The sequence below is a fragment of the Erwinia sp. 9145 genome, assembly GCF_000745075.1.
In the GTDB taxonomy this organism is placed as follows: domain Bacteria; phylum Pseudomonadota; class Gammaproteobacteria; order Enterobacterales; family Enterobacteriaceae; genus Erwinia; species Erwinia oleae.
This window is the reverse complement of record NZ_JQNE01000001.1, coordinates 1,446,203-1,468,241: the sequence shown is the minus strand read 5'-3', so window position 1 is coordinate 1,468,241 and position 22,039 is coordinate 1,446,203. Positions and strand designations below refer to the sequence as shown.

At 54.5% G+C, this 22,039-nt stretch carries 22 protein-coding genes; 14 read left to right on the top strand and 8 right to left on the bottom strand.

Annotation, left to right across the window (positions count from 1 at the left end; all coding sequences use genetic code 11):
* Positions 1–2: 2 nt before the first annotated feature.
* Positions 3–434 carry a flagellar export chaperone FlgN gene (gene flgN / locus FA91_RS07225; RefSeq protein ID WP_034914051.1) on the top strand — a complete coding sequence of 144 codons (432 nt, stop codon included), beginning with the start codon at positions 3–5 and terminating at the stop codon, positions 432–434.
* 37 nt (positions 435–471) lie between these two features.
* On the opposite strand, the gene murJ is transcribed toward flgN, so the two are convergent.
* The 3 genes from murJ to rimJ form a co-directional block, all read right to left on the bottom strand.
* Positions 472–2,010: a murein biosynthesis integral membrane protein MurJ gene (gene murJ / locus FA91_RS07220; RefSeq protein ID WP_034914048.1), complete on the bottom strand. Its 1,539-nt coding sequence runs from the start codon at positions 2,008–2,010 to the stop codon at positions 472–474.
* A 114-nt stretch (positions 2,011–2,124) separates the two neighbouring features.
* The gene (locus FA91_RS07215) at positions 2,125–3,048 is read right to left on the bottom strand and encodes a Gfo/Idh/MocA family oxidoreductase (protein WP_034914046.1); all 924 of its coding nucleotides are present in this window, start codon (positions 3,046–3,048) and stop codon (positions 2,125–2,127) included.
* The gene (gene rimJ / locus FA91_RS07210) at positions 3,045–3,635 is read right to left on the bottom strand and encodes a ribosomal protein S5-alanine N-acetyltransferase (protein WP_034914043.1); all 591 of its coding nucleotides are present in this window, start codon (positions 3,633–3,635) and stop codon (positions 3,045–3,047) included. The genes FA91_RS07215 and rimJ overlap by 4 nt, the downstream gene beginning before the upstream one ends.
* Positions 3,636–3,901: 266 nt before the next feature.
* On the opposite strand from rimJ, the gene grxB reads away from it, so the two are divergent.
* From grxB to FA91_RS07165, 9 genes are all read left to right on the top strand, one after another.
* Positions 3,902–4,549, top strand: coding sequence for a glutaredoxin 2 (grxB, locus tag FA91_RS07205; RefSeq protein WP_034914040.1), 648 nt, complete (start codon positions 3,902–3,904; stop codon positions 4,547–4,549).
* Between the two features lie 144 nt (positions 4,550–4,693).
* A complete protein-coding gene (locus FA91_RS07200) occupies positions 4,694–5,260 on the top strand; it encodes a lipoprotein (protein WP_034914037.1) in 567 nt (188 codons plus the stop codon).
* Positions 5,261–5,378: 118 nt separating this feature from the next.
* Entirely contained in the window at positions 5,379–6,428 is a 1,050-nt protein-coding gene (gene pyrC / locus FA91_RS07195; RefSeq protein ID WP_034914035.1) for a dihydroorotase, read from the top strand.
* An 82-nt stretch (positions 6,429–6,510) separates the two neighbouring features.
* Positions 6,511–6,756, top strand: coding sequence for a DNA damage-inducible protein I (gene dinI, locus FA91_RS07190; RefSeq protein ID WP_034914032.1), 246 nt, complete (start codon positions 6,511–6,513; stop codon positions 6,754–6,756).
* A gap of 127 nt (positions 6,757–6,883) precedes the next feature.
* Complete coding sequence (locus tag FA91_RS07185) at positions 6,884–7,153, top strand: hypothetical protein (RefSeq protein ID WP_034914030.1); 270 nt, start codon at positions 6,884–6,886, stop codon at positions 7,151–7,153.
* 225 nt (positions 7,154–7,378) lie between these two features.
* Positions 7,379–7,633, top strand: a complete 255-nt coding sequence (gene bssS / locus FA91_RS07180; RefSeq protein WP_034914027.1) for a biofilm formation regulator BssS — start codon at positions 7,379–7,381, stop codon at positions 7,631–7,633.
* 104 nt (positions 7,634–7,737) lie between these two features.
* The gene (gene solA / locus FA91_RS07175) at positions 7,738–8,850 is read left to right on the top strand and encodes an N-methyl-L-tryptophan oxidase (RefSeq protein ID WP_034914025.1); all 1,113 of its coding nucleotides are present in this window, start codon (positions 7,738–7,740) and stop codon (positions 8,848–8,850) included.
* A 455-nt stretch (positions 8,851–9,305) separates the two neighbouring features.
* Positions 9,306–9,860, top strand: a complete 555-nt coding sequence (locus FA91_RS07170; RefSeq protein WP_034914022.1) for a cytochrome b — start codon at positions 9,306–9,308, stop codon at positions 9,858–9,860.
* 18 nt (positions 9,861–9,878) lie between these two features.
* Positions 9,879–10,454 (top strand): YceI family protein, encoded by a 576-nt coding sequence (locus FA91_RS07165; RefSeq protein WP_034914018.1) that lies wholly within the window; start codon positions 9,879–9,881, stop codon positions 10,452–10,454.
* 36 nt (positions 10,455–10,490) lie between these two features.
* Here the strand turns inward: FA91_RS07165 and FA91_RS07160 are convergent, their stop codons facing one another.
* On the bottom strand, positions 10,491–11,543 hold the full coding sequence (locus FA91_RS07160; RefSeq protein WP_034919067.1) for a rhodanese-related sulfurtransferase: 1,053 nt from the start codon (positions 11,541–11,543) through the stop codon (positions 10,491–10,493).
* A 190-nt stretch (positions 11,544–11,733) separates the two neighbouring features.
* Between FA91_RS07160 and FA91_RS07155 the strand changes: the two genes are divergently transcribed.
* The 3 genes from FA91_RS07155 (at position 11,734) to FA91_RS07145 (ending at position 14,481) form a co-directional block, all read left to right on the top strand.
* Complete coding sequence (locus tag FA91_RS07155) at positions 11,734–12,828, top strand: NADH:flavin oxidoreductase/NADH oxidase (protein ID WP_034914017.1); 1,095 nt, start codon at positions 11,734–11,736, stop codon at positions 12,826–12,828.
* Positions 12,829–12,976: 148 nt separating this feature from the next.
* The gene (locus FA91_RS07150; RefSeq protein WP_034914015.1) at positions 12,977–13,897 is read left to right on the top strand and encodes a Kdo(2)-lipid IV(A) acyltransferase; all 921 of its coding nucleotides are present in this window, start codon (positions 12,977–12,979) and stop codon (positions 13,895–13,897) included.
* A gap of 185 nt (positions 13,898–14,082) precedes the next feature.
* A complete protein-coding gene (locus FA91_RS07145; protein ID WP_034914013.1) occupies positions 14,083–14,481 on the top strand; it encodes a MysB family protein in 399 nt (132 codons plus the stop codon).
* A gap of 45 nt (positions 14,482–14,526) precedes the next feature.
* Here FA91_RS07145 and FA91_RS07140 read toward each other — a convergent pair whose 3' ends face one another.
* From FA91_RS07140 to FA91_RS07130, 3 genes are all read right to left on the bottom strand, one after another.
* A complete protein-coding gene (locus FA91_RS07140; protein ID WP_231566751.1) occupies positions 14,527–14,763 on the bottom strand; it encodes a YceK/YidQ family lipoprotein in 237 nt (78 codons plus the stop codon).
* Positions 14,764–14,928: 165 nt separating this feature from the next.
* On the bottom strand, positions 14,929–17,490 hold the full coding sequence (gene mdoH / locus FA91_RS07135) for a glucans biosynthesis glucosyltransferase MdoH (protein WP_034914008.1): 2,562 nt from the start codon (positions 17,488–17,490) through the stop codon (positions 14,929–14,931).
* Positions 17,483–19,012 carry a glucan biosynthesis protein G gene (locus FA91_RS07130; protein ID WP_197060517.1) on the bottom strand — a complete coding sequence of 510 codons (1,530 nt, stop codon included), beginning with the start codon at positions 19,010–19,012 and terminating at the stop codon, positions 17,483–17,485. Before FA91_RS07130 ends, mdoH begins: the two co-directional genes overlap by 8 nt.
* A 261-nt stretch (positions 19,013–19,273) precedes the next feature.
* Here FA91_RS07130 and mdoC point away from each other — a divergent pair, with 261 nt between their 5' ends.
* Positions 19,274–20,443 (top strand): glucans biosynthesis protein MdoC, encoded by a 1,170-nt coding sequence (gene mdoC, locus FA91_RS07125; RefSeq protein ID WP_051937076.1) that lies wholly within the window; start codon positions 19,274–19,276, stop codon positions 20,441–20,443.
* Here the strand turns inward: mdoC and FA91_RS07120 are convergent.
* Positions 20,420–21,883 (bottom strand): phospholipase D family protein, encoded by a 1,464-nt coding sequence (locus FA91_RS07120; RefSeq protein ID WP_034914006.1) that lies wholly within the window; start codon positions 21,881–21,883, stop codon positions 20,420–20,422. The two genes, mdoC and FA91_RS07120, sit on opposite strands and share 24 nt — an antisense overlap.
* Positions 21,884–22,039: the final 156 nt, after the last annotated feature.

The following is a 22,039-nucleotide window of genomic DNA, read 5'->3' as shown; positions in this document are numbered from 1 at the left end:
CCATGGAAAAGCTGCTGACCGCGCTGAACAAAATGCTTGAAGTTCTTACCAGCCTGGCCGACGTAATGACGGCAGAGCAACAACAGCTCTCAGGCGGTCACATCAACAGCAGCTTACTGCAACGGATTACGGAAGATAAAAGCTCACTGCTCGCAACGCTCAACTTTATTGAGCAGATGCGTCGCGATGCAGAAAAGGAGTCCGGCCTGTTTGCCCCTTACAGCCGCCAGCCGGATATGGCGCGCCGTTGGGCCGCGATTCAGGAGCAGACCGTTAAGCTGCGCGATACCAATCTGCACAACGGCCTGCTGCTTAATCATCAGATTGGCTTTACCGAACAGGCGCTTGCGGTGTTGAAACCTCATCAGACGCAAAAGTTCTATGGCCCGGATGGACAGGCCCGCTCAAGCAGCTTTATCAGCCGTAAAATTTAACCACGCCCCGGCCCTGTGCCGGGGTCGTTGTTTCATTTCAGACCACGGTGCGGCGCGCGTAGTCCCGCAGACGGAATCCGAGCAGCGCCAGCACCGCAAAATAGACGGCACCGCCGGCGGCGCAAACCCCTGCCAGGCGTAGCAGGCGCCAGGACATATTGCCCGTGGCCCAGTCTGGCATTACCATCATCAGCCCTGCCAGCGTCGCAGCCATCGCCAGCACCGCCAGCAGCAGACGGAAAAGAAAACTGTACCAGCCCGGCTGCGGCTGAAAAATTTTCTGCTTGCGCAGCTGCCAGTAGAGCAATCCGGCATTGAGACAGGCCGCCAGACCGATCGACAGCGCCAGTCCGGCGTGTTTTAACGGCCCGATAAACGCCAGATTCATTAACTGCGTCATAATCAGACTGACAATAGCGATTTTTACCGGCGTTTTGATGTTCTGCCGCGAGTAGAATCCCGGCGCCAGCACCTTAACCACAATCAAGCCCATCAGGCCGACCGAATAGGCGACCAGCGCGCGCTGGGTCATCGCGGCGTCAAACGCGGTAAATTTCCCGTACTGAAACAGCGCCACGGTGAGCGGTTTAGCCAGAATGCCCAACGCTACCGCGCTCGGCAACGCCAGCAGGAAACAGAGCCGCAGCCCCCAATCCATCAGTCGTGAATACTCATCGTGATTGCCACTGGAAAAGCTTTTTGCCAGCGACGGCAGAAGGATAGTGCCCAGCGCCACGCCCAGCACGCCGGAGGGAAACTCCATCAGGCGGTCCGCGTAGTACATCCACGACACGGAACCGGACACCAGGAAAGACGCAAAAATCGTGTTAATAATCAGTGAGATCTGGCTGACGGAAACGCCGAGGATCGCCGGCCCCATCTGTCGCATCACCCGCCAGACGCCAGCGTCTTTCAGGTTCAGGCGCGGCAGCACCAGCATGCCGAGCTTCTTCAGATGCGGCAGCTGATAGCCTAATTGCAACACGCCGCCCGCCACCACGGCCCAGGCAAGCGCCAGCACCGGTGGATGAAAGTACGGCGCGGCAAACAGCGCGAAACCGATCATGCTGATATTCAGCAGGGTGGGCGCAAAGGCCGGGACGGAAAAACGGTTCCAGGTATTCAGAATGGCGCCCGCCAGCGACGCCAGCGAGATCAGCAGAATATAGGGAAAGGTGATGCGCAGCAGCGAGGAAGTCAGGTTAAATTTATCAGCCGCGTCGGCAAAACCGGGCGCGGTGATCATGATCACCCACGGCGCGGCCAGCATGCCCAACACGGTCACCACGGCCAGCACCAGCGTCAACAGACCGGAAACGTAAGCAATGAAGATGCGTGTCGCCTCCTCGCCCTGCTGATTTTTATACTCCGCCAGAATCGGTACAAAGGCCTGTGAGAAAGCGCCTTCAGCAAAAATACGGCGCAGCAAATTCGGCAGTTTAAACGCGACAAAAAAAGCATCCGTCGCCATACCTGCGCCAAAAATGCGCGCCACAATAGCGTCACGAGCAAAACCGAGCACGCGCGAAAACAGCGTCATGGAGCTGACCGCTGCTAACGATTTTAACAGGTTCATGTTTTTCCTGAGTTATTGGACAGAGGCCGCGCGGCACGCAATGGCGGCGCGGTCAGAAAACGGCATAGTCTACTGATGCTGCGGCAAATAACCACAGACGTTTAGTGTTGCAGATTATTCACGGTCGGCGTCCCGCCAGAGTTTCTCCACAATGCGCTGCGCCAGCAGCGCCTGTTCTCCGCTGGTCTGCGGCATAGTCTGATTTTGCACGCAGGCGATAAAATGCTGCGCTGCACCGGCAAATCCGCGCTGTTCAAGCGTGGTTTGCCAGCCGGGTACCGCCTCCACAATCAGCTGGTTGGCCTTTTCCTGCCGGAATTCGCGCATCTCATCCACATGTAACACGCTCCCGTCGGCGACAGCCATCACCGATTCGCGCTGCGTACCCGCCCGGCGGTGCATGCTGGTGGTGATCAGCGCGTCGTCCACGCGGAAATGGTGCTCAGCATAGAGCATCTCTCCCGCCTCGGTGGTAGTCAGCGTGCCGCTTTGCAACACGCCGCGTCCGCCGCCCAGCCACAGCGCCGTATCGATAACATGCAGGTAATCATCCAGCAGCGTAAAGAAAAGATCGTGCGGGCCGACACTATTGCTGCGGTGCTTATCCATCCGCAGCGATGCAAGGCCCGCAAGCTGCGCCTTTAACTGCACATAGCGCGGCGCGAAGCGACGATTAAAAGCCACCATCAGTTTGCGGCCACGCCGGTGCGCCAGTTCAACCAGCTGTTCTGCTTCGTGGAGCGTGGCGGCCAGCGGCTTATCGACGCAGACATCCACATCCCTTTGCAGCAGTTGCCTGACCACCTCAAAATGCGTTGCGGTCGAGGTATGAACGAAAACCGCATCGCTGGCGGCGGCCAGAGCGTCAAGGCTGCTGTGGAGCGGAAGACGGTAGCTGTCGCAAACAATTTTTGCTTTTTGCTGATCAGGCGAAAATGCGCCAGCCAGCGCCCAGTCGGCGCTTCGGGTTATTACGGGCAGCCAGGCCTTTTGCGCAATACCTCCCAGCCCGACCAGTCCAATACGAGGTTTCTTCATCCACGTCGCTCCGGTGTCCACTCTCTGGCCGTCAGTGCGGTCAGCACATGATCCTGCCACTGACCGTCAATCAGCAGATAATCTTTAGCATAGCCCTCTTTTTCAAAACCCAGGCGCGCCAGAAGATTACCGCTGCGCTGATTGTGCGGCATATAATTCGCCATAATACGATGAATGCGCTGCTGGCGCTGCATGTAGCGGATCGCCGGCTGGAGCGCTTCAAACATCATTCCCTGCCCCTGCCACTTCTCGCCCAGCGAATAGCCAAGGTAGCAGGCGTGGAACGATCCGCGTACCACATTGCTGAAGTTTGCCACGCCGCGAATCTCGTTCTCTTCCGGGTCCATCGCCGCAAAGTAGTAAGCATTGCCCTGTTTGTGCATCTCCACGATCATGCCAAGCCGCGCCTGCCAGCCTGAAGCATAACAGTGGCTCTCATCGCGTACCGGCTCCCAGGGCTTGAGGAAGGCACGATTTTCAGCGTAGTAATCAGCCAGCCGCCAGGCATCGCGCTCGTGTACAAGCCGCACTACCAGCCGGTCAGTCGTCAGGCGCACTTTAGGCGCGGCGGAACGATAGCCAAACATTTTTTCTCCTGATCCGGCGAACGAAGACGGTCGCAGATTTCGCACATCGCGCTGTTTCGGGTAACCATTTTACTATAACCGTCTGAACGCCAACGGGTAAAACGGTGAAACAAAAAAAGGGCGTTTAGCAGAGAAATAGTGTCTGCCGGCGTGGTTTTGAATGGCCGCAAGCCATCCCCGCTTCGCTTTGCCCTCTTGCCAAATCTCTTCCATACTCACTTAACGTCTTAAAAAAACTGGAAGTTTATTGCTATGAGGAGGTGCTTTTGAAACTTTTTATCTATGATCACTGCCCGTTCTGCGTCAAAGCCCGCATGATTTTTGGCATGAAGAACGTGCCGATTGAACTGGTCGTTATGCTCAATGATGATGAAGAGACGCCGAAGAAACTGATTGGACAGAAAATCGCGCCAATCCTGATGAAGGAAGATGGCAGTTGCATGGCCGAGAGTCTGGATATCGTGAAATATATCGATAATAAAGACGGCGAACCGCTGCTGACCGGAAAAACAAACCCGGCAATCAGCGACTGGCTACGCCACATTAACGGTTATGTGAACAAGCTTTTGCTCCCGCGTATCGCCACCGCCTCCTTTGCCGAATTCGCCACGCCGGAAGCGCGAACGTACTTTAAAGAGAAAAAAGAAGCGAATGCAGGCAACTTTGATGAACTTCGTCAGCACGCTGACGGTTTTATCAAAAACGTTAACGACGATCTGCGCAAACTCGACAAGCTGATTGTTAAACCGAATGCGGTGAACGGCGAGCCGTCGCTGGACGATATCAATCTCTTCCCTGTCCTGCGCGCGTTGAGCCTGATAAGCGGTATTGAGTATCCGACGCGCGTCGCCGAATACCGCGACAATCTTGCCAAACAAACGCAGGTCAACCTGCTTTCCTCTATTGCTTCCTGATTGTTTCAGGGCCGTTTTTGTGCGGCCCTGCTTCCATTTTCCCCGACGATCTTCTTTCTCCTGGTGACTCGCACGTCAATGTCGGGCAAGCTTATGCCGTGCGCCAGAAGGGTTGCTGGCGATTTTTACACCATGAGGATAACAATGAAAAAAGGTTTTCTGACGCCGTGCGTCATCGTGCTGGCATTTTTACTGAGCGCCTGTAATCAGCTTACGCAGTACACCATCAGCGAACAGGAAGTGAACCAGGCGCTGCAAAAACATAATAATTATGAAAAGCAGCTCAGCGTCGCTGGTCTGGCGGATGCGAAGATCACCCTGACAGAACTCACCAGCCAGATTGGCCGTCAGGAGCCGGGCGTGGTCACGCTTTCCGGCAAGGCAAACGTTAATATCAGCTCGCTGTTTGGCCCGCAGCAGGCTGAGATGTTTCTGACCATGAAGGCACAGCCGTTTTTTGATAAGCAGCAGGGCGCGGTTTTTCTGCAAGATATGACGCTGGTTGACGCCCGGGTGCAGCCGGAGAAAATGCAGGGCGTGCTGAAAACGCTGACGCCCTGGCTGAATCAGTCGCTGAAAGAGTATTTCAATCAGAAACCCGCTTATGTCCTCAGCACCGATCGCAGCAAAGCCGAGTCGCTGGCTAAGCGTTTTGCAAAAGGTCTGGAAGTGAAGCCCGGCGAGCTGGTGATCCCTTTTACGGCGCGTTAACGGCAGAACCAAAGCCATTTTTTTCACGCCTCGCGGATAAAGCGGGTGCAATTAAATGGCTTTGTCCCTATGCTTGATACCCGGCCAAATCCCCTTTCACCTCAGCCGGAGCATCACGATGACAGCACAATCTCAGCAACTGACTATTCGCCGCCCTGACGACTGGCATATCCATCTGCGCGATGATGATATGCTCAGGACGGTGCTGCCGTTTACCAGCGAGGTTTGCGGACGGGCTATTGTGATGCCGAATCTGGTGCCGCCGGTCACCAGCGTTGCCGCAGCGATAGCCTACCGGGATCGCATTCTCGCCGCGCTCCCGCCTGAGCACCGCTTTACGCCGCTGATGACCTGTTACCTGACCGACTCGCTGAACGCCGATGAGGTGGAAAAAGGCTTCAGTGAAGGCGTCTTTACCGCCGCCAAACTCTATCCGGCGCACGCCACCACCAACTCCAGCCACGGCGTCACCAATATTGCCGCCATTGCCGGCGTGCTTGAACGCATGCAGAAAATCGGCATGCCGCTGCTGGTTCACGGCGAGGTGACCGACGCGCATATCGATATTTTTGACCGGGAAGCGCGCTTCATTGAAACGGTGATGACCCCGCTACGCAGGCAGTTTCCTGAACTGAAAATTGTTTGCGAGCATATCACCACGCGCGAAGCCGCAGCGTGGGTGCTGGCAGCAGACTCTCATGTTGCGGCGACCATTACCCCCCAGCATCTGATGTTCAATCGCAACCACATGCTGGTTGGCGGCGTACGCCCGCACCTCTACTGCTTGCCGATATTGAAACGCAACGTGCATCAGCAGGCGCTGCGGGAGGTGATCGCCAGCGGCAATCCACGCTTCTTTTCAGGAACGGACACCGCGCCGCATCTGCGTCATCGTAAAGAGGCCAGCTGCGGCTGCGCAGGCGTATTTAACGCACCGTCCGCGTTGCCTGCTTACGCAACGGTCTTTGAAGAGATGAATGCGTTACAGCATCTTGAAGCGTTCTGCTCTGAAAATGGCCCGCGCTTTTATGGCCTGCCGCTGAATGACGGGACCATTACGCTGGAGCGCAAGCCGTGGACGGTGCCGGAGCGTGTCATGCTCGGCGATGATGAGCTGGTGCCATTCCTGGCGGGCGAAACGCTGAACTGGTCCGTGTCAGCAAACTGAAACTTCTCAGCCATATCAGCAAAAAAGATTGCCTCTGGTCAATATACTGTATATATTCACAGTAAATTAACCGGAGGTTTTTATGCGTGTTGAAGTCACGGTAGCCAAAACAACGTCTTTACCTGCCGGCGCTATTGATGCGTTAACAGGTGAGCTCAGCAAACGTATTGATAAACACTTTCCCGAATCAATGAACAGCGTATCCGTTCGCTATGCTGGCGCAAATAATCTGACGGTGATGGGTGGTGGCAAAGAGGCCAAAGACCGCATTACCGAGATCCTACAGGAAACCTGGGAGAGCGCAGACGACTGGTTCATCACCGGGTAACGCATTGTTGTCCTTGCCGGATTTCGCCGTCCGGCTTTTTTCCATCGCACTTTTCCTCGCCGAATTTATCCTGCCGTTGTAGACTGACTCAGTCAGACCCTTCCCCGCTTTACAATGAGGTGTTGCGATGGTGAATGAGAACCCCGAAGAGACAATGACCTTTGGTGAACTGCTAACGTTGATTGCCGATCAGCAACGCCGTCTGACTGCCCTGGAGAGCGCTTTTTCGGCCCTCTCATTCTGCCTTGATGAAAAAGCGAGCGGCTTATTGATTCAGAGTTTACGGCTTGAAGCGCAGAATCAGGATCGTGACGAAAATATGCAGCAGCATTTTGCTCGTCTTGCGGAACATTTAGAACAGCGTCTCGCTGTGGTGAATATTTCGCCATCTCAGTAGCGTTAATACTTAACTTTTCCCGTTTCGTGTCGATATATATAAATAGTTCAGCGGGACTTTTCATAGCAGAGAGTTGAGAAAGCGCACTTAACTCTGTTAAAAATTTCGTTCTGCGCGAATGATGAAGCCTGTTATAATTAGCGTGTTCTAAAGAAAATAAGACCGCATTGAACCTCGATAAATCACTTCGTTGGCATTTTAACACGAGTTATAAAGGGGGTTATAATGGACAGAAATAAAGATGTTATCCAGACACATCCCCTGATTGGGTGGGATATCAGCACCGTCGACAGCTATGACGCCATGATGATCCGTCTACATTCACCATCAGCTGATGAGCAGCAAACCGATGAGGCCGAAGTGGGCCAGACTTACTGGCTGACCACTGACGTAGCCAGACAATTTATCTCTATTCTTGAAGCCGGCATTGCAAAGATTGAAGCAACTGATTATCTGGATCGGGATTTCAAAAAGCATTGATTTTTATTTAGTTTATCTTAAAGGCACCTTTCGGGGTGCCTTTTTCATTGGCGCTGGATTTTGCTATCCTCAGCTGATTAATACAAAAACGGAGCCGGTGAGAGATGGTGTACGATCTGATTGTAGTGGGCAGCGGTTCAGTGGGCGCTGCCGCAGGGCTTTATGCCACGCGGGCTGGCTTAAAGGTGCTGATGATTGACCGTGGTCACCCCCCGCATCAGGACGGCAGCCACCACGGTGAAACCCGCATTATTCGCCACGCCTACGGCGAAGGGCCGCATTACGTCGCGATGGTACTTCGCGCCCAGCAGCTCTGGGACGAATTAGAAAAAGAGTGCGGCGAACAGCTGATGCACCGCTGCGGCGTGATTAACCTTGCCCCCGCCGCTTCAGCGTTTATCCATAACGTACGCCAGAGCGCCAGCCAGTTTGCACTTGAAGCCGAAACGCTTAGCGGTGAAGACGTTACGCGTCGCTGGCCGGAAATCAGCGTGCCTTCAGGCTACACGGGCATTTTCGAACCCCGTTCGGGCTACCTGAAATCAGAGATCGCCATTCGCCAGATGATACGCCTGAGTAAAGAGGCAGGCTGTGCGCAACTGTTTAACTGCGGCGTTGATTCTCTCACCGAAGAGAGCGGATTGCAGGTTGTGAATACCGCTGATGGCGCTTATCGAAGCCGTAAACTGCTGCTCAGCGCTGGCACCTGGGTTAAAACGCTGATGCCTGAACTGCCGGTAACGCCGGTCAGAAAAGTGTTCGCCTGGCATCAGGCCGATGGCCGCTACAGTGAAAATAACAGATTTCCCGCTTTCACCGTCGAAACCCCGGACGGATCGCACTTTTATGGATTTCCGGCAGATAATAACGCGCTTAAAATTGGCAGACATGATGGCGGCCAGCCAATAAATGCACCTGAAGAACGCAAGCCTTTTGGTGCGGTTGCCGCCGACGGCAGCGAACTTTTCTCATTTTTACGTCAATTTTTGCCCGGCGTGGGCGTTTGCCTGCGCGGCGCGGCTTGTACCTATGATAATACCGCGGACGAAGACTTTATTATTGATACGTTCGGCTCGCCGAACCGGCTTATTATTAGCGGACTGAGTGGTCACGGATTTAAATTCGCCACGGTTTTGGGTGAAATTGCCGCCGCGTTTGCGCAAGATAAAGAAAGCCCGTTTGACCTCTCGCCCTTTATGCTTTCCCGTTTACAATAATTGATCCGGCCTTGCTCCAGGCCGATCTTTTTCATGTTGAGAAGCGGCCTCAATATAATAAGCAGGCTAATAGCGTCATTTCTGCCGCTTTTTAATTGCGACGAGCGGATAATAGTTTTACACGCACTGAATTAATCTGCGCTGATTCACCGCCCGTGCTGATACATGCATATCTTTTATGCTTTACCGTAAACGTAAAATGACGGTGTGCTGACAAATCTTTTAACTACAATCAAAAAAATCGATAAAAATACGTCTTTTTTTGTAGTTACATTCCCTTTAAATGCATCAACATAGCCAATAAACGCAATTAACAAGCAAATTATGAGAAGTAAATTCGCTAACTTACTCAATTAATTTGAATAAAAATATCTTTTATTGCACAACGTAATTTAGTTGTTGATTTTAAGTATCCGCTTGTCCATTCTTTTCAAAAAGACCACAGGGTTTTCAACATGCTGCTTAAAAACACAACCCGCCGCTACGGCCACATCAGCGTGCTGCTGCATTGGGGAATGGCGCTGTTTATCTATGGTATGTTTGCGCTCGGACTGTGGATGGTCACGCTGGGTTATTACGATAGCTGGTATCATCCTGCGCCTGAACTGCATAAAAGCATCGGCATTACGCTGTTCGCTATCATGATTTTCAGAACCGTCTGGCGTTTTCTCTCACCGCCACCGAAACCCCTCAGCAGCTATTCCGCCCTGACGCGTGTCAGTGCGGTTACCGTACATATTTTGCTTTATGGCATCCTGTTTGCCCTGTTTATCAGTGGCTATCTGATTTCTACCGCCGACGGCCAGCCTGTTGAGGTCTTCGGCCTGTTTAGCGTTCCTGCCACCTTTCAGGGGCTGGCCGAGCAGGCGGACGTGGCGGGCGAGGTTCATTTGTGGCTGGCGTGGAGCGTGGTGATCCTCTCCGTGTTGCACGGTCTGGCCGCACTGAAGCACCACTTTATCGATCGTGACGTCACATTAAAACGGATGCTGGGTAGCCGCATCGATTAATCTCTAAGGGAGAAGACCATGTTTAAAAAAAGCCTGTTAAGCATTACCGCCGCCGCGATGTTGATCAGCGCCGGTGCCGCCTCCGCAGCGGATTATAAAATCGATAAACAGGGACAGCATGCCTTTGTGCAGTTCCGCATTCAGCACCTCGGCTACAGCTGGATTTACGGCTCATTTAAAGACTTCGACGGTAATTTTACCTTTGACGAGGCCGATCCCGCTAAAGATAAAGTTAACGTCACCATTAATACCAACAGTATTGATACCAACCATGCCGAACGCGATAAGCACCTGCGCAGCGCCGAATTCCTGAACGTTGCTAAATTTCCGAAAGCCACCTTTGTTTCAACGGGCGTGAAAAAAGACGGCGACGAACTGGATATCACCGGTAACCTGACGCTGAATGGCGTGACCAAACCGGTGACGCTGGAAGCGAAAAAACTGGGGGAAGGTAAAGATCCGTGGGGCGGCTACCGCGCAGGCTTTGAGGCAGAAGGGAAATTCGCCCTGAAGGACTTCAATATCACCACCGACCTCGGGCCGGCCTCGCAGAGCGTGGAGCTGATTATTTCGCTTGAAGGCGTTCGTCAGTAAGCGACAACAAGGCCGATATCATCGGCCTTGTTGACTTTACCTGTCCGGCTCAGGGATTTTGAGGGTCATATTCAGCAGGCCGCGCGACTTGTTGAATACTTTATTGCCGTTTTCTCGTCCGGCGCGACGGGCACGCTGCTCTTCCGGCGAAAGCGCCAGCTCCTCCATGCACAGCGGACTGCAACAGTGCTGATATTTCTCTGCACAGTCAGGACACTGGATGAACAGCAGATGGCAGCCGTCGTTTTTACAGTTCACATGGGTATCGCAGACCGCGCCACACTGATGGCAATGGGCAATCACGTCGTCGGAGATGCGCTCGCCCATCCGCTCGTCAAAGACAAAGTTTTTGCCCTTGAAACGCACCGGCAATCCCTGCTCCCGGGCGCGTCGCGCGTACTCAATAATGCCGCCCTCAACGTGATAAACATTGCTAAAACCGTTATGCCGCATCCAGGCGCTGGCCTTTTCACAGCGAATACCGCCGGTGCAGTACATTACGATTTTTTTGTCCCGTTTTTCCTGCAACATCTCAACGGCCATCGGCAGCTGATCGCGGAAGGTATCAGCGGGGATCTCCATTGCGTTTTCAAAATGGCCTACTTCGTACTCGTAGTGGTTACGCATATCGACGAACACCGCATCGGGATCGTCGAGCATCGCATTGACGTCGCCTGCTTTCAGGTAAGCGCCCACGTCGCTGGCATCGAAACGCTCGTCGGTAATGCCATCGGCCACGATGCGATCGCGGACTTTTAAACGCAGCACCCAGAAGGATTTGCCATCGTCATCCAGCGCGATATTCATTCGCAGCGCATTGAGCGCCGGATGAAAACCATACAGCATCGACTTCATCGCCTCATACTGGCTGGCCGGCACGCTGATCTGCGCATTGATGCCTTCGCTGGCAATATAGACGCGGCCAAAGACTTTCAGGGACGTCATCGCCACATAGAGCGCATCGCGAAAGGCTTTGGGATCGTCAATGGTGAAATATTTATAAAAAGAGACCGTCGTGCGCGGCTCGGTTTCGGCCAGCATGCGCGCTTTCAGCTCTTCATTGGAAACAAGGTTATGTAACACTGGCATGGTGTTTTTTCCTGCGTTTTTGAGAAGAATTTTGCGGCGGCTATGATACCCGATCTCATGAAAAATCAAACCGTCCTGATAAAAAGAATCTTTTCCGTCGAACTGAAAGCATAACCGGATCATCACGCCGGCAATTAGCGCCTATAGTTTCCCTGTTAATGAAATAAACGATCGCTACGGAGAACGCTGTATGAGTCACCTTTTCAACCCGATTACGCTGGGCAAGTTACACCTCGAGAACCGCATTGTCATCGCACCCATGTGTCAGTACTCCGCCGAGCAGGGCCGGGCGACCGCATGGCATCGCATTCATCTGGGTCATCTGGCGCTTTCCGGAGCAGGTCTGCTAATTATTGAAGCCGCCGCTGTTGAAGCGCAGGGACGGATCACGCCGCAGGATTTGGGCATCTGGAATGACGACACCGAACAGGCGCTGGCCGACGTGCTGAAAGACGTGCGCAGCTATTCCGCAATGCCGATTGGCATTCAGCTTGCGCACGCCGGGCGTAAAGCGTCCACCGACGTGCCGTGGCGCGGCGGTGGTTTTCTGCAACCCGAGCAGGGCGGCTGGCAGACCTCCGCACCTTCTGCCCTGCCCTTCAATGAGTCTGACGGCACGCCGCAGGCCCTGACGCTTGCGCGCATTGAGGAGATCAAACAAGCCTTCATTGACGCCGCGATCCGTGCCGACAGGCTGGGGCTGGATCTGATTGAGGTGCACGCGGCGCATGGCTATCTGCTGCATCAGTTCCTCTCACCGCTCGCAAATCAGCGCGATGACCAGTATGGCGGTTCGCTCGAAAACCGCATGCGCCTGACGCTGGAGGTGTTCCGTGAAGTACGTCGCGTGACGCCAGCCGATAAGCCGGTGGGCGTGCGCATTTCCGCCACGGACTGGGTTGAAGGCGGGTGGGATATTGCGCAATCCATTGCGCTCAGCCAGGCGCTGGGTAAAGAAGGATGCAGCTATATCCACGTCTCCAGCGGCGGCCTCTCGCCAGCGCAGCAGATCGCCGTTGGCCCGAATTATCAGGTGCCCTTCGCCGCTGCGATCAAAGACGCCGTGGACATTCCGGTTATCGCCGTTGGCCTGATCACCGACGCGGAACAGGCGGAAACGCTGCTGGCGAACCAGCAAACCGATATGGTGGCGCTGGCGCGCGGCATGCTCTACGATCCGCGCTGGCCGTGGCACGCTGCCGCCAGACTGGGTGAGAAAGTGCGCGCGCCGGAACAATACTGGCGCAGCGAACCGCACGAGGTAAAAGGTCTTTTTAAATCATAAGATGTTACCGCCCCGTCAGCCGGGGCGGTAAAATATGCTATCGATTCGGCAGCATGTTTCAGTTCATCCCCAAAAAATGGCACAATAAGCGATAATTCATACTTAGCGGGCAGCATAATGGTGCCCCTTTTTTTCGATCTGGAAACTCATGACTCAGCTTCCTCAATTCACCCGTGCGTTGCTGCATCCACGTTATTGGTTTACCTGGTTGGGCATCGGCGCGCTCTATCTGCTGGTGCTGCTGCCCTATCCCGTGCTTTATCACCTTGGCTGCGGACTTGGTCGTCTTTCAATGCGTTTTTTGCGACGTCGGCTGGAGGTGACGCAACGGAACCTCGAACTCTGCTTTCCCGATATGCCCGCCGCAGAGCGGGAAGCAATGGTCATGAGAAATTTTGAGTCCGTGGGAATGGGGCTGATTGAAACAGGCATGGCCTGGTTCTGGCCGGACTGGCGCATCAAAAAATGGTTTCACGTGAGCGGTCTGGAGCACATTGAGAAAGCGCGCACCGACGGCAAAGGCGTGTTGCTGATTGGCATGCACTTTCTGACGCTCGAACTGGGCGCGCGCATTTTCGGCATCCACAATCCGGGAATTGGCGTTTACCGGCCAAACGATAACGCGCTGCTGGACTGGCTGCAAACGTGGGGCCGGATGCGCTCCAATAAAAGCATGCTCGATCGCAAAGACCTGAAAGGCATGATCCGCGCGTTGAAAAACGGTGACATCATCTGGTACGCGCCCGATCATGACTATGGCCCGAAAAGCAGCGTCTTCGTGCCCTTTTTTGCGGTGGATAAGGCGGCGTCAACCAAAGGTAGCTATCTGCTGATCCGCAGCGGCCAGCCGGCGGTGATCCCGTTTGTCCCGCGCCGTCTGCCCCACGGTAAGGGCTATGAAATGGTGATTCTGCCGGAAGAGCAGGCGATGCCCGTTGACGATGAATCCGCCACCGCCGCGCGTATGAATAAAGTGGTCGAAAACGGTGTGCTGATGGCACCTGAACAGTACATGTGGCTGCACCGCCGCTTCAAAACCCGCCCGCCCGGCGAAACCTCTCTCTATTAGTGGTGTCAGCGGCAGCGCGTCTGCCGTAACCTCCTCCATCGTGCAGGCGCAACGGATTGCAGGTAATTAATTGGTTGATTAATAGACCAAAAATCCGTGGATATTTTTTTAGCTTCCGCGCTTTCTACCCGGAAATCTTCGACTATCCTTTCTAAAAACCTGCAAAAACTTTTATGGAGAATGCGATGAGCATGTTTGCAACGCTGGAAGAGGCTATCGACGCCGCACGTGAAGAGTATCTGGCGGCTAATCCGGACCTGAATGAAGAGGACGTATCGATCAGCCAGTTCAACCTGCAAAAGTACGTCATGCAGGATGGCGACATCATGTGGCAGGCTGAATTCTTTACCGATGAGGGCGACGAGGGCGAGTGCCTGTCACTGCGCAGCGGCGAGGCGGCACAGGCCATTTTCGACGGCGACTTTGATGAGATCGAACTTCGTCAGGAGTGGCAGCCGGAAAATACGCTGCACGAGTGGGACGAAGGCGAATTCCAGCTTGAACCGCCCGCAGACAGCGAAGAGGGCGCGGCGGCGGCGGAAGAGTGGGAAGATGACAATACCGATTCCGATCGCTGGGCGTAATTGCTAATCCCGATATCTGACCAAACGCACGCTTATTCGGGTGCGTTATTCATAAGGGCCGTGATGCGCATCCACCGGCAGCAGCAGCGTATCTACCACCATCGACAGCGGTAGATCAATAATCGTCAGAAAACGCCACGGCGTATCGCGAATATCCCACTGTACGCCCGGATAGAACTGATTACCGTGCCCCTGCCCTGGAACCGTGCGGCTGATAATACTACCGCAGCCGGTCAGCACGACCAGCGACGCCGACAGCGCCAATCCACGTAGTATCCTCATTATCATTACGACTCCGTTACTGAGAAAAATGTCATCTTAGCGCATCGCCGTGCAGGCAATCGGACGAAAAGAGGTTATTCCATGCCCGCCGCGTCAAACCAGTACGACGCACAAAAAAATACCGGTCAGAATAACTGACCGGCATCGTATTACGGCATCAAATGCTTACTTCGCTGGCGGAAGCGCCAGTGGATTCAGCGTCAGCGTTTTGTAGTAATCAAACCAGTCGTGATACTTATCCGCATGCTGCCACAAACGATAGTGCATTCGCGACAGCGTCACCGGATCGCTCATCAGCACCAGCCGCAGATCGCGATCGACCTTAACCGGTGAACGGCTCAGCGCCTGCTCAACGTGGCGATCGCGGGCAAATTCCAGGATGTCACTTTTCAGGTGACGGGAGGTCGCCATCGCGCTTGCCAGCGCATTAAAGGACGGATTGAGCACCGCGTGCATAAAGCCATCTTTTAACACGCGCTCACGGTTCAGTTCCAGATAGCGGTCAGTATCCAGCAGCTCTTTCGGCGGATCGAACTCTTCCGGGATCAGGAACAATTTCGCACGCTTCGAGGCGTTACCGGTGGTTGATCGGCTGGAAAAGACCGAAACAAACGGCGAGAGGATCAGCGAAAAGACGATCGGCGCCAGCCACCACAGAAAGTTCAGATCCAGCCAGCCCATGCCGATAGCCCATACCAGGCCCAGCGCCATCTGCGAACCATGACGTTTAAAGGCTTCGCTCCACGGCGTGGCATCATCATCACGCTGCGGCGAGTTCCAGACCACTTCCCAGCCGAGAAAAGCGCTGACCACGAACACCGTATGGAACAGCATGCGCACCGGCGCCAGCAGCACCGAAAAAAGCATCTCCAGGAACAGCGAGGCGAACACCCGCAATGCGCCGCCGTAAGGTTTTGCGCCTTTACACCAGATCAGTATCACGCTCAGCAGCTTCGGCAGGAACAGCAGCACCAGCGTGGTAGAGAAGAGCGCAATGGCCAGTTCAGGACGCCACTGCGGCCAGACCGGGAAGAGCTGCCGCGGCTGAAGGAAGTACTGCGGCTCCATCAGCGTGTGCACCACCTGCAACGCCGTCGACAGCGCCAGGAACAGGAACCACAGCGGCGCGGAAAGGTAGGACATCACGCCGGTCAGGAACACCGCGCGGTGAACCGGATGCATGCCTTTCACCAGGAACAGACGGAAGTTCATCAGGTTGCCGTGACACCAGCGGCGGTCGCGCTTCAGCTCGTCCAGCAGGTTTGGCGGCAGTTCTTCATAAGAACCCGGTAGATCATAAGCGATCCACACTCCCCATCCCGCACGACGCATCAGCGCCGCTTCCACAAAGTCATGTGAAAGAATAGAGCCGGCAAACGAACCTTCACCCGGCAGCGGCGCCAGCGCACAGTGCTCAATAAACGGCTGCACGCGAATGATGGCGTTGTGCCCCCAGTAGTGCGACTCGCCCAGTTGCCAGAAGTGCAGACCGGCGGTGAACAGCGGCCCGTAGACGCGGGTCGCGAACTGCTGACAGCGCGCATAGAGCGTATCCATGCCTGACGCCTTCGGCGATGACTGGATAATACCCGCGTTCGGGTTGGCTTCCATCATGCGCACCAGGCCGGTCAGACACTCGCCGCTCATCACACTGTCTGCGTCCAGCACCACCATATAGCTGTACTGGCTGCCCCAGCGGCGGCAGAAATCATCAATGTTGCCGCTTTTACGTTTCACGCGACGGCGACGGCGGCGATAAAAAATTCGCCCTTCCCCGCCGACATCACGCACCAGTTCCATCCAGGCTTTTTGTTCAGCCACGGCGATGTCCGGGTTGTAACTGTCGCTGAGAATATACACATCGAAGTGCTGCTGCTCGCCGGTTCTGACCACCGATTCCCAGGTGGCGCGCAGGCCAGCGAAGACGCGCTCGACGTCTTCGTTGCAGATGGGCATGATCAGCGCCGTTCTGTGCGCCGGATCGATAGCCTCGTTACCGGTTGTGCCGTAGGAAATACTGTATTTGTCTTTGCCTATCAGCAATTGCAGGAAGCCCATCAGCGCCGTCCAGAACCCGGCTGAGACCCAACAGAACAGCACCGCGAACAGGAACAGTATTCCGGTTTGCAGGACATAAGGCAGGAGCTGCAAAGCAGACTGTTGCCAGTTCTGATGGATCATATCCATCGGATCGATCAGCGCCCAGCCCTGATAAGGCAGGATGGTTTTCATATACCAGGTAGCGACGATGGTCTGCGCGATAGTCAGAATCAACAGGATATAGCGGCGAATCGATCCAACATGACGCCACTTCTCCTCCGCCCGACGCTCTTCCGCGCTGCTGTAGCGCGGAACGCTTTTGCGGCCACGCACCGAGTCCCACGCACGCGCAACCGGGTTGGTGCGCCACGCTTCAGGGTACATGGACGAGCGCTTATGCGGCGGCATCGCCTTCAGCGTGGTGCGATCGAGATGATCTTTATCGAACTGTTCGCCCTGCTCGCCGAGCGAGTCAGGCCAGCTCATCTCAATACGCGTTTTAACCGACTCAAGCGGCGCGTCGTCAGGCCGACACTCAATCGGCCCGCCGTCAGCCAGCGACTGATGCAGCTGGCTGAAAACCTCATCCGATTCGGCAGGTATCGAGGCCTGTAATCCACGCTTTCGATCGGGCGAAAGCGGGAGCACATCGATATAATCACTGGGTGTTGCAGTAGTCTTATTCATTGGCAGGCAACTGATAGCTCCAGGTTTCAGTCAGCGTTTTGTCGCCGTTGACCAGCGCAGCACGCATTTCCGTTGGCTGTTTTGCATCTTTGATACGCATACGCATCACCAGACGCCAGCCCTTGGTTACCGGGTTATAACGAACGCTGTTTTCCACCAGCTCACCGTTATCACCGATGCTCACCTGCGGCGTAACCGGGGTGTTTTCCGGTAACTGACTCATCTCCTGACCGGTAAAGTCAACGATAAAGGCCAGCGTGCCGTCCGGCTGGCGAACCAGGTTGGACTGCTTCACATCACCCGTTGAGCGCAGCGTATTGCTGACCCAGGCCGTTTCCGGCGAATGCAGCTGGCTTTCATCGCGCGTAAAGTGCAGGCGATATTTAAAATTCATCTCTTTGCCGGGTTCCGGCAGGCTTTCCGGCGTCCAGAAAGCAACGATGTTGTCGTTGGTTTCATCGGCGGTAGGAATTTCGACCAGTTCAATGCGGCCTTTACCCCAGTCGCCCTGCGGTTCAATCCAGCCGCTTGGGCGTAGATCGTAGCGGTCATCAAGATCCTGGTACTGATTGAAATCACGACTGCGCTGAAGCAGACCAAAGCCTTTCGGATTCTCAACGGTAAAAGTGCTTACCGCCAGATGTTTTGGATTATTCAGCGGACGCCAGATCCACTCACCGTTGCCGGCATGAATAGAGAGACCGTTGGAGTCATGGAGCTGCGGACGGAAATTGGTTGTCGGGGATGGCTGATTCGGCCCAAACAGGAACATGCTGGTCAACGGCGCAACGCCCAGCTTGCCGACTTTATCACGCAGATAGACTTTGGACTGTACGTCTACGGTGGTCTCACTTCCCGGTTTAATCAGGAAGCGATAAGCGCCGGTTGCTCGCGGGGAGTCCAGCAGCGCATAAATGACAAGCTGCTTATCCGACGGTTTTGGCCGCTGCACCCAGAAGGTTTTAAAGCGCGGGAACTCTTCGCCGGAGGGTAAAGCAGTATCAATCGCCAGGCCACGTGCGGAAAGACCATACACCTGGCCGCCGCCGATAACACGGAAATAGCTGGCGCCGAGGAAGCTGCTGATTTCGTCGTCTTTTTTATTTTTGTTATTCAGCGGATAGAGCACTTTAAACCCGGCAAAGCCCAGGTTTTTGACCGTTTCAGGGTCATGCTTAACGTTGCCAAAATTAAAATAGTCGGGTGAATATTTAATCTGTCGAACCGTCGATGCAGAAACTTCATTAATTTGCACCGGCGTGTCGAAGTACATTCCCTGATGGTAAAACTCAAGTTTGAATGGGGACTTCAACTTACTCCACCAGGCCTTGTCGCGATTGAACTGAATCTGCTGATAGTCAGCATATTTCATTTCACGCAGTTGGGAAGGCAAATTGCTTTTCGGCGCCTCATACCCTTTCCCGGCCAAATCCTTCGCCTGTTTTGCAACGTCATCAATGCTGAATGCCCAACCTGCGCTGGCATACAGTGAAAGCAAAACCGTTATGCCGATCTGGCTCATCAGTTTTGGCGTGTTTTTCATTTTAATCAGCACATCCCCCCCTTTCGTGTGCTTAAATCAATCGCATCCATATTAATGGATAATTCAGCTTTCCGACAGCGTAACGCTCACTTTGTTCATGTTTATCACGCGGGTAACTGACATCCACCGTATACAGATTCCCCTGATAGTATATCTGTGTTTGATCACATAAAGTAAGCGTTACGCTTTAGCCTGGTTCAGGGTGAACTGTTTTAGCAACTTATTGAATTGCGGATAGATATGATAAAAAAGACCCAGCAAAGAGAATATTTCCTTGATTCTGTCAGGGCCTGGTTAATGCTGTTAGGTATTCCTTTTCACGTTTCCCTGATTTATTCCACGCAGATTTGGTCAGTAAACAGCCTTGCGCCCTCGGTGTGGCTGACCATTTTTAATGATTTCATTCATGCATTTCGTATGCAGGTGTTTTTTGTTATTTCCGGTTATTTTTCCTACATGCTTTTTTTACGCTACAGCCCGCAACAATGGCTGAAGGTGAGGCTGGAGCGCGTCAGCATCCCAATGTTGGCGGCCGTGCCGCTGATTACCGTGCCACAGTTTTTTATGATCAAAGCCTGGACCACTAAAATTGGCGACTGGCACGGGCTGACGCTGTATCAAAAACTCAATGCGCTCTCCTGGGATCTCATCTCCCATCTCTGGTTCCTGCTGGTTCTTTCGGTGCTGACTCTTGCTGGCGTCTGGATGTTCAAACGGCTGCGCGACGGCGTGGCAAAAACAGACTATTCCGACCTGACGTGGGGCAAACTCAGCCTGATTATTCTGCTGTGCAGTCTCGCGTGGGGAACGCTGCGTCGCATGCTGTTTGTTTTCGAGCCGCAGCTATTAAGCGATGGCCTGTTTAATTATGCGGTAATGCAGTCGCTGTTTTTCCTGCCGTTTTTCATCCTTGGCGCGATGTCGTGGAAATATCCGGCAATCAAAGCGCTGTTTATCAAACCGGTTCCCTGGATCTTTTTCGGCGCGCTGGTGGCGTTTATCGGCTACGTCGCCAACCAGACGTGGAGCAAAGGTGAAGGCTGGCTGTACGAAATTGACGGGGTCATGTCGATGATGATGGGTCTATGGATGGTCAATGTGGTGTTTTCACTTGGGCATCGGCTGCTCAACAGCCATTCGCCGCGCGTGACTTACCTGGTCAACGCATCGCTTTTCGTTTATCTGGTTCACCATCCGCTGACCATTCTTTATGGCATTTTTATCGTGCCGACCATCAGCAGCAACACGCTGGGCTTTTTCGTCGGGCTGGCGTTTGTGTTCGGCATCGCCTTTCTGCTCTATGAGATCCACCTGCGTATTCCGCTGCTGCGTTTTCTCTTTTCCGGCAAGCCGCAGCGCCCTGCGGCGGCCGATACCGGAAAATCGCTACAGCAGCCACTCGATCGGTAAACGCCATACCAGCCGTACCAGCAGCCGCTGTATAAAGCGGGTACGCGGCTCATGCTTGTGTACCCGCTCTTTGTCACCCTCGCCGGGAAATTCCACCCAGTTGACGCGGCCCCATTTATCCAGCCGCAGTGTCCAGGCGCGATCGCGCATGCTGTTGATAAAACGCTGGTGAATGTTATCCGCCAGCGCTTCGCTCTCGATCACAAATCCCATTTCTGTATTCAGCATCGCCGAGCGCGGATCAAAGTTAAACGAACCGATAAAAACTTTTTTCCTGTCCACGCTGAACGTTTTGGCATGCAGGCTTGAGCCTGAGTTTCCGGTCAGGCCGCGATCGTGTGAAGGCTCACGCGCGTGGTGGGGCTTGAGTTCATACAGCGTGATGCCGTGACGCAGCAGTTTTTTCCGCCACCTGGCGTAACCGGCATGCACCACCGAGACGTCATTCGCCGCCAGCGAGTTGGTCAGGATGGCGATTTTCACACCGTTTCTCACCAGCGACAGCAGCTGCGCCACGCCCGCCCGGGTTGGCACAAAGTAGGCTGAGATGATATCAAACTGCGTCTGCGGCTTGCCGATCACCTCCATCATGCGCTGCGGCAGCATGGTTTTTGCGCGCGCGCGTCCCAGCCCTTTACGCGGATCGTCGCTGAGCAGGCGCGTCACCGCCCAGGTTAGCGACAGATCGCCGCTCTCCAGTTCCTGAACAAAAGCCGAGGCGTTAATTTTTTCCAGATAGCGCAGCACCTGCGGATCGTTGCGCCATGCCGTCGGCAGCGTGACCGCATCGCGCCCGTTTGCTTTATCCACCTCAACCACGCTGTTAAGCGGCTGCACCGCGCGGCTTTGCCAGTAGCCTTCAAAATCGCGCGTGACCTCCCCGACCACCGGCCCGACCGCCAGCACGTCAAGATCGGAAAAGAGCGGTTCATCGCCCGCACCGAAATACTCATCGCCGACGTTGCGCCCGCCGACAATGGTCGCCTCGCCATCGACGGTAAAGCTTTTATTGTGCATACGGCGATTCAGCCGTGCGAAGTCGCTGAGGTAACCCAGCGCGCGCAGCGTGCGAAAGGAGAAGGGATTGAACAGCCGTACCTCAATATTCTCGTGACGGCACAGCTCGCTCAGCGTTTCGTCCAGCCCGAGCGTATTGTTGTCGTCCAGCAGCAGGCGCACCCTGACGCCACGATCGGCCGCCTCAAGCACCGCGCTGAACAGCAACCGTCCGGACATATCGTTCTGCCAGATGTAGTACTGAATATCGAGCGTGAACTCAGCCATTGAGATCAGCAGATAGCGGGCCGCGAACGCATCCAGCCCTTCTTCAAGCGGGTGAATACCGCTCAGGCCGGGGTGCTGTTTCACCCTTGGCGCAATGGCGCGCGTCAGTCGCGTCTGAGCGCCCACCTCTTCATCCGGTAGCAGAGCTTCTGCCATAGTTTGTCCTTAAATTTTATGACGCGATAAACCAATATAGCCTGTGTCCGGCAGCCTCAGGCGTTATTTATCGCTTCGCTGTCAAATTCAGCAGGTTGCCTGCTGCCTGCAACGGCCTTTAGTCTAGACTTAGCCGATAGATCCGCGTCAGTACGT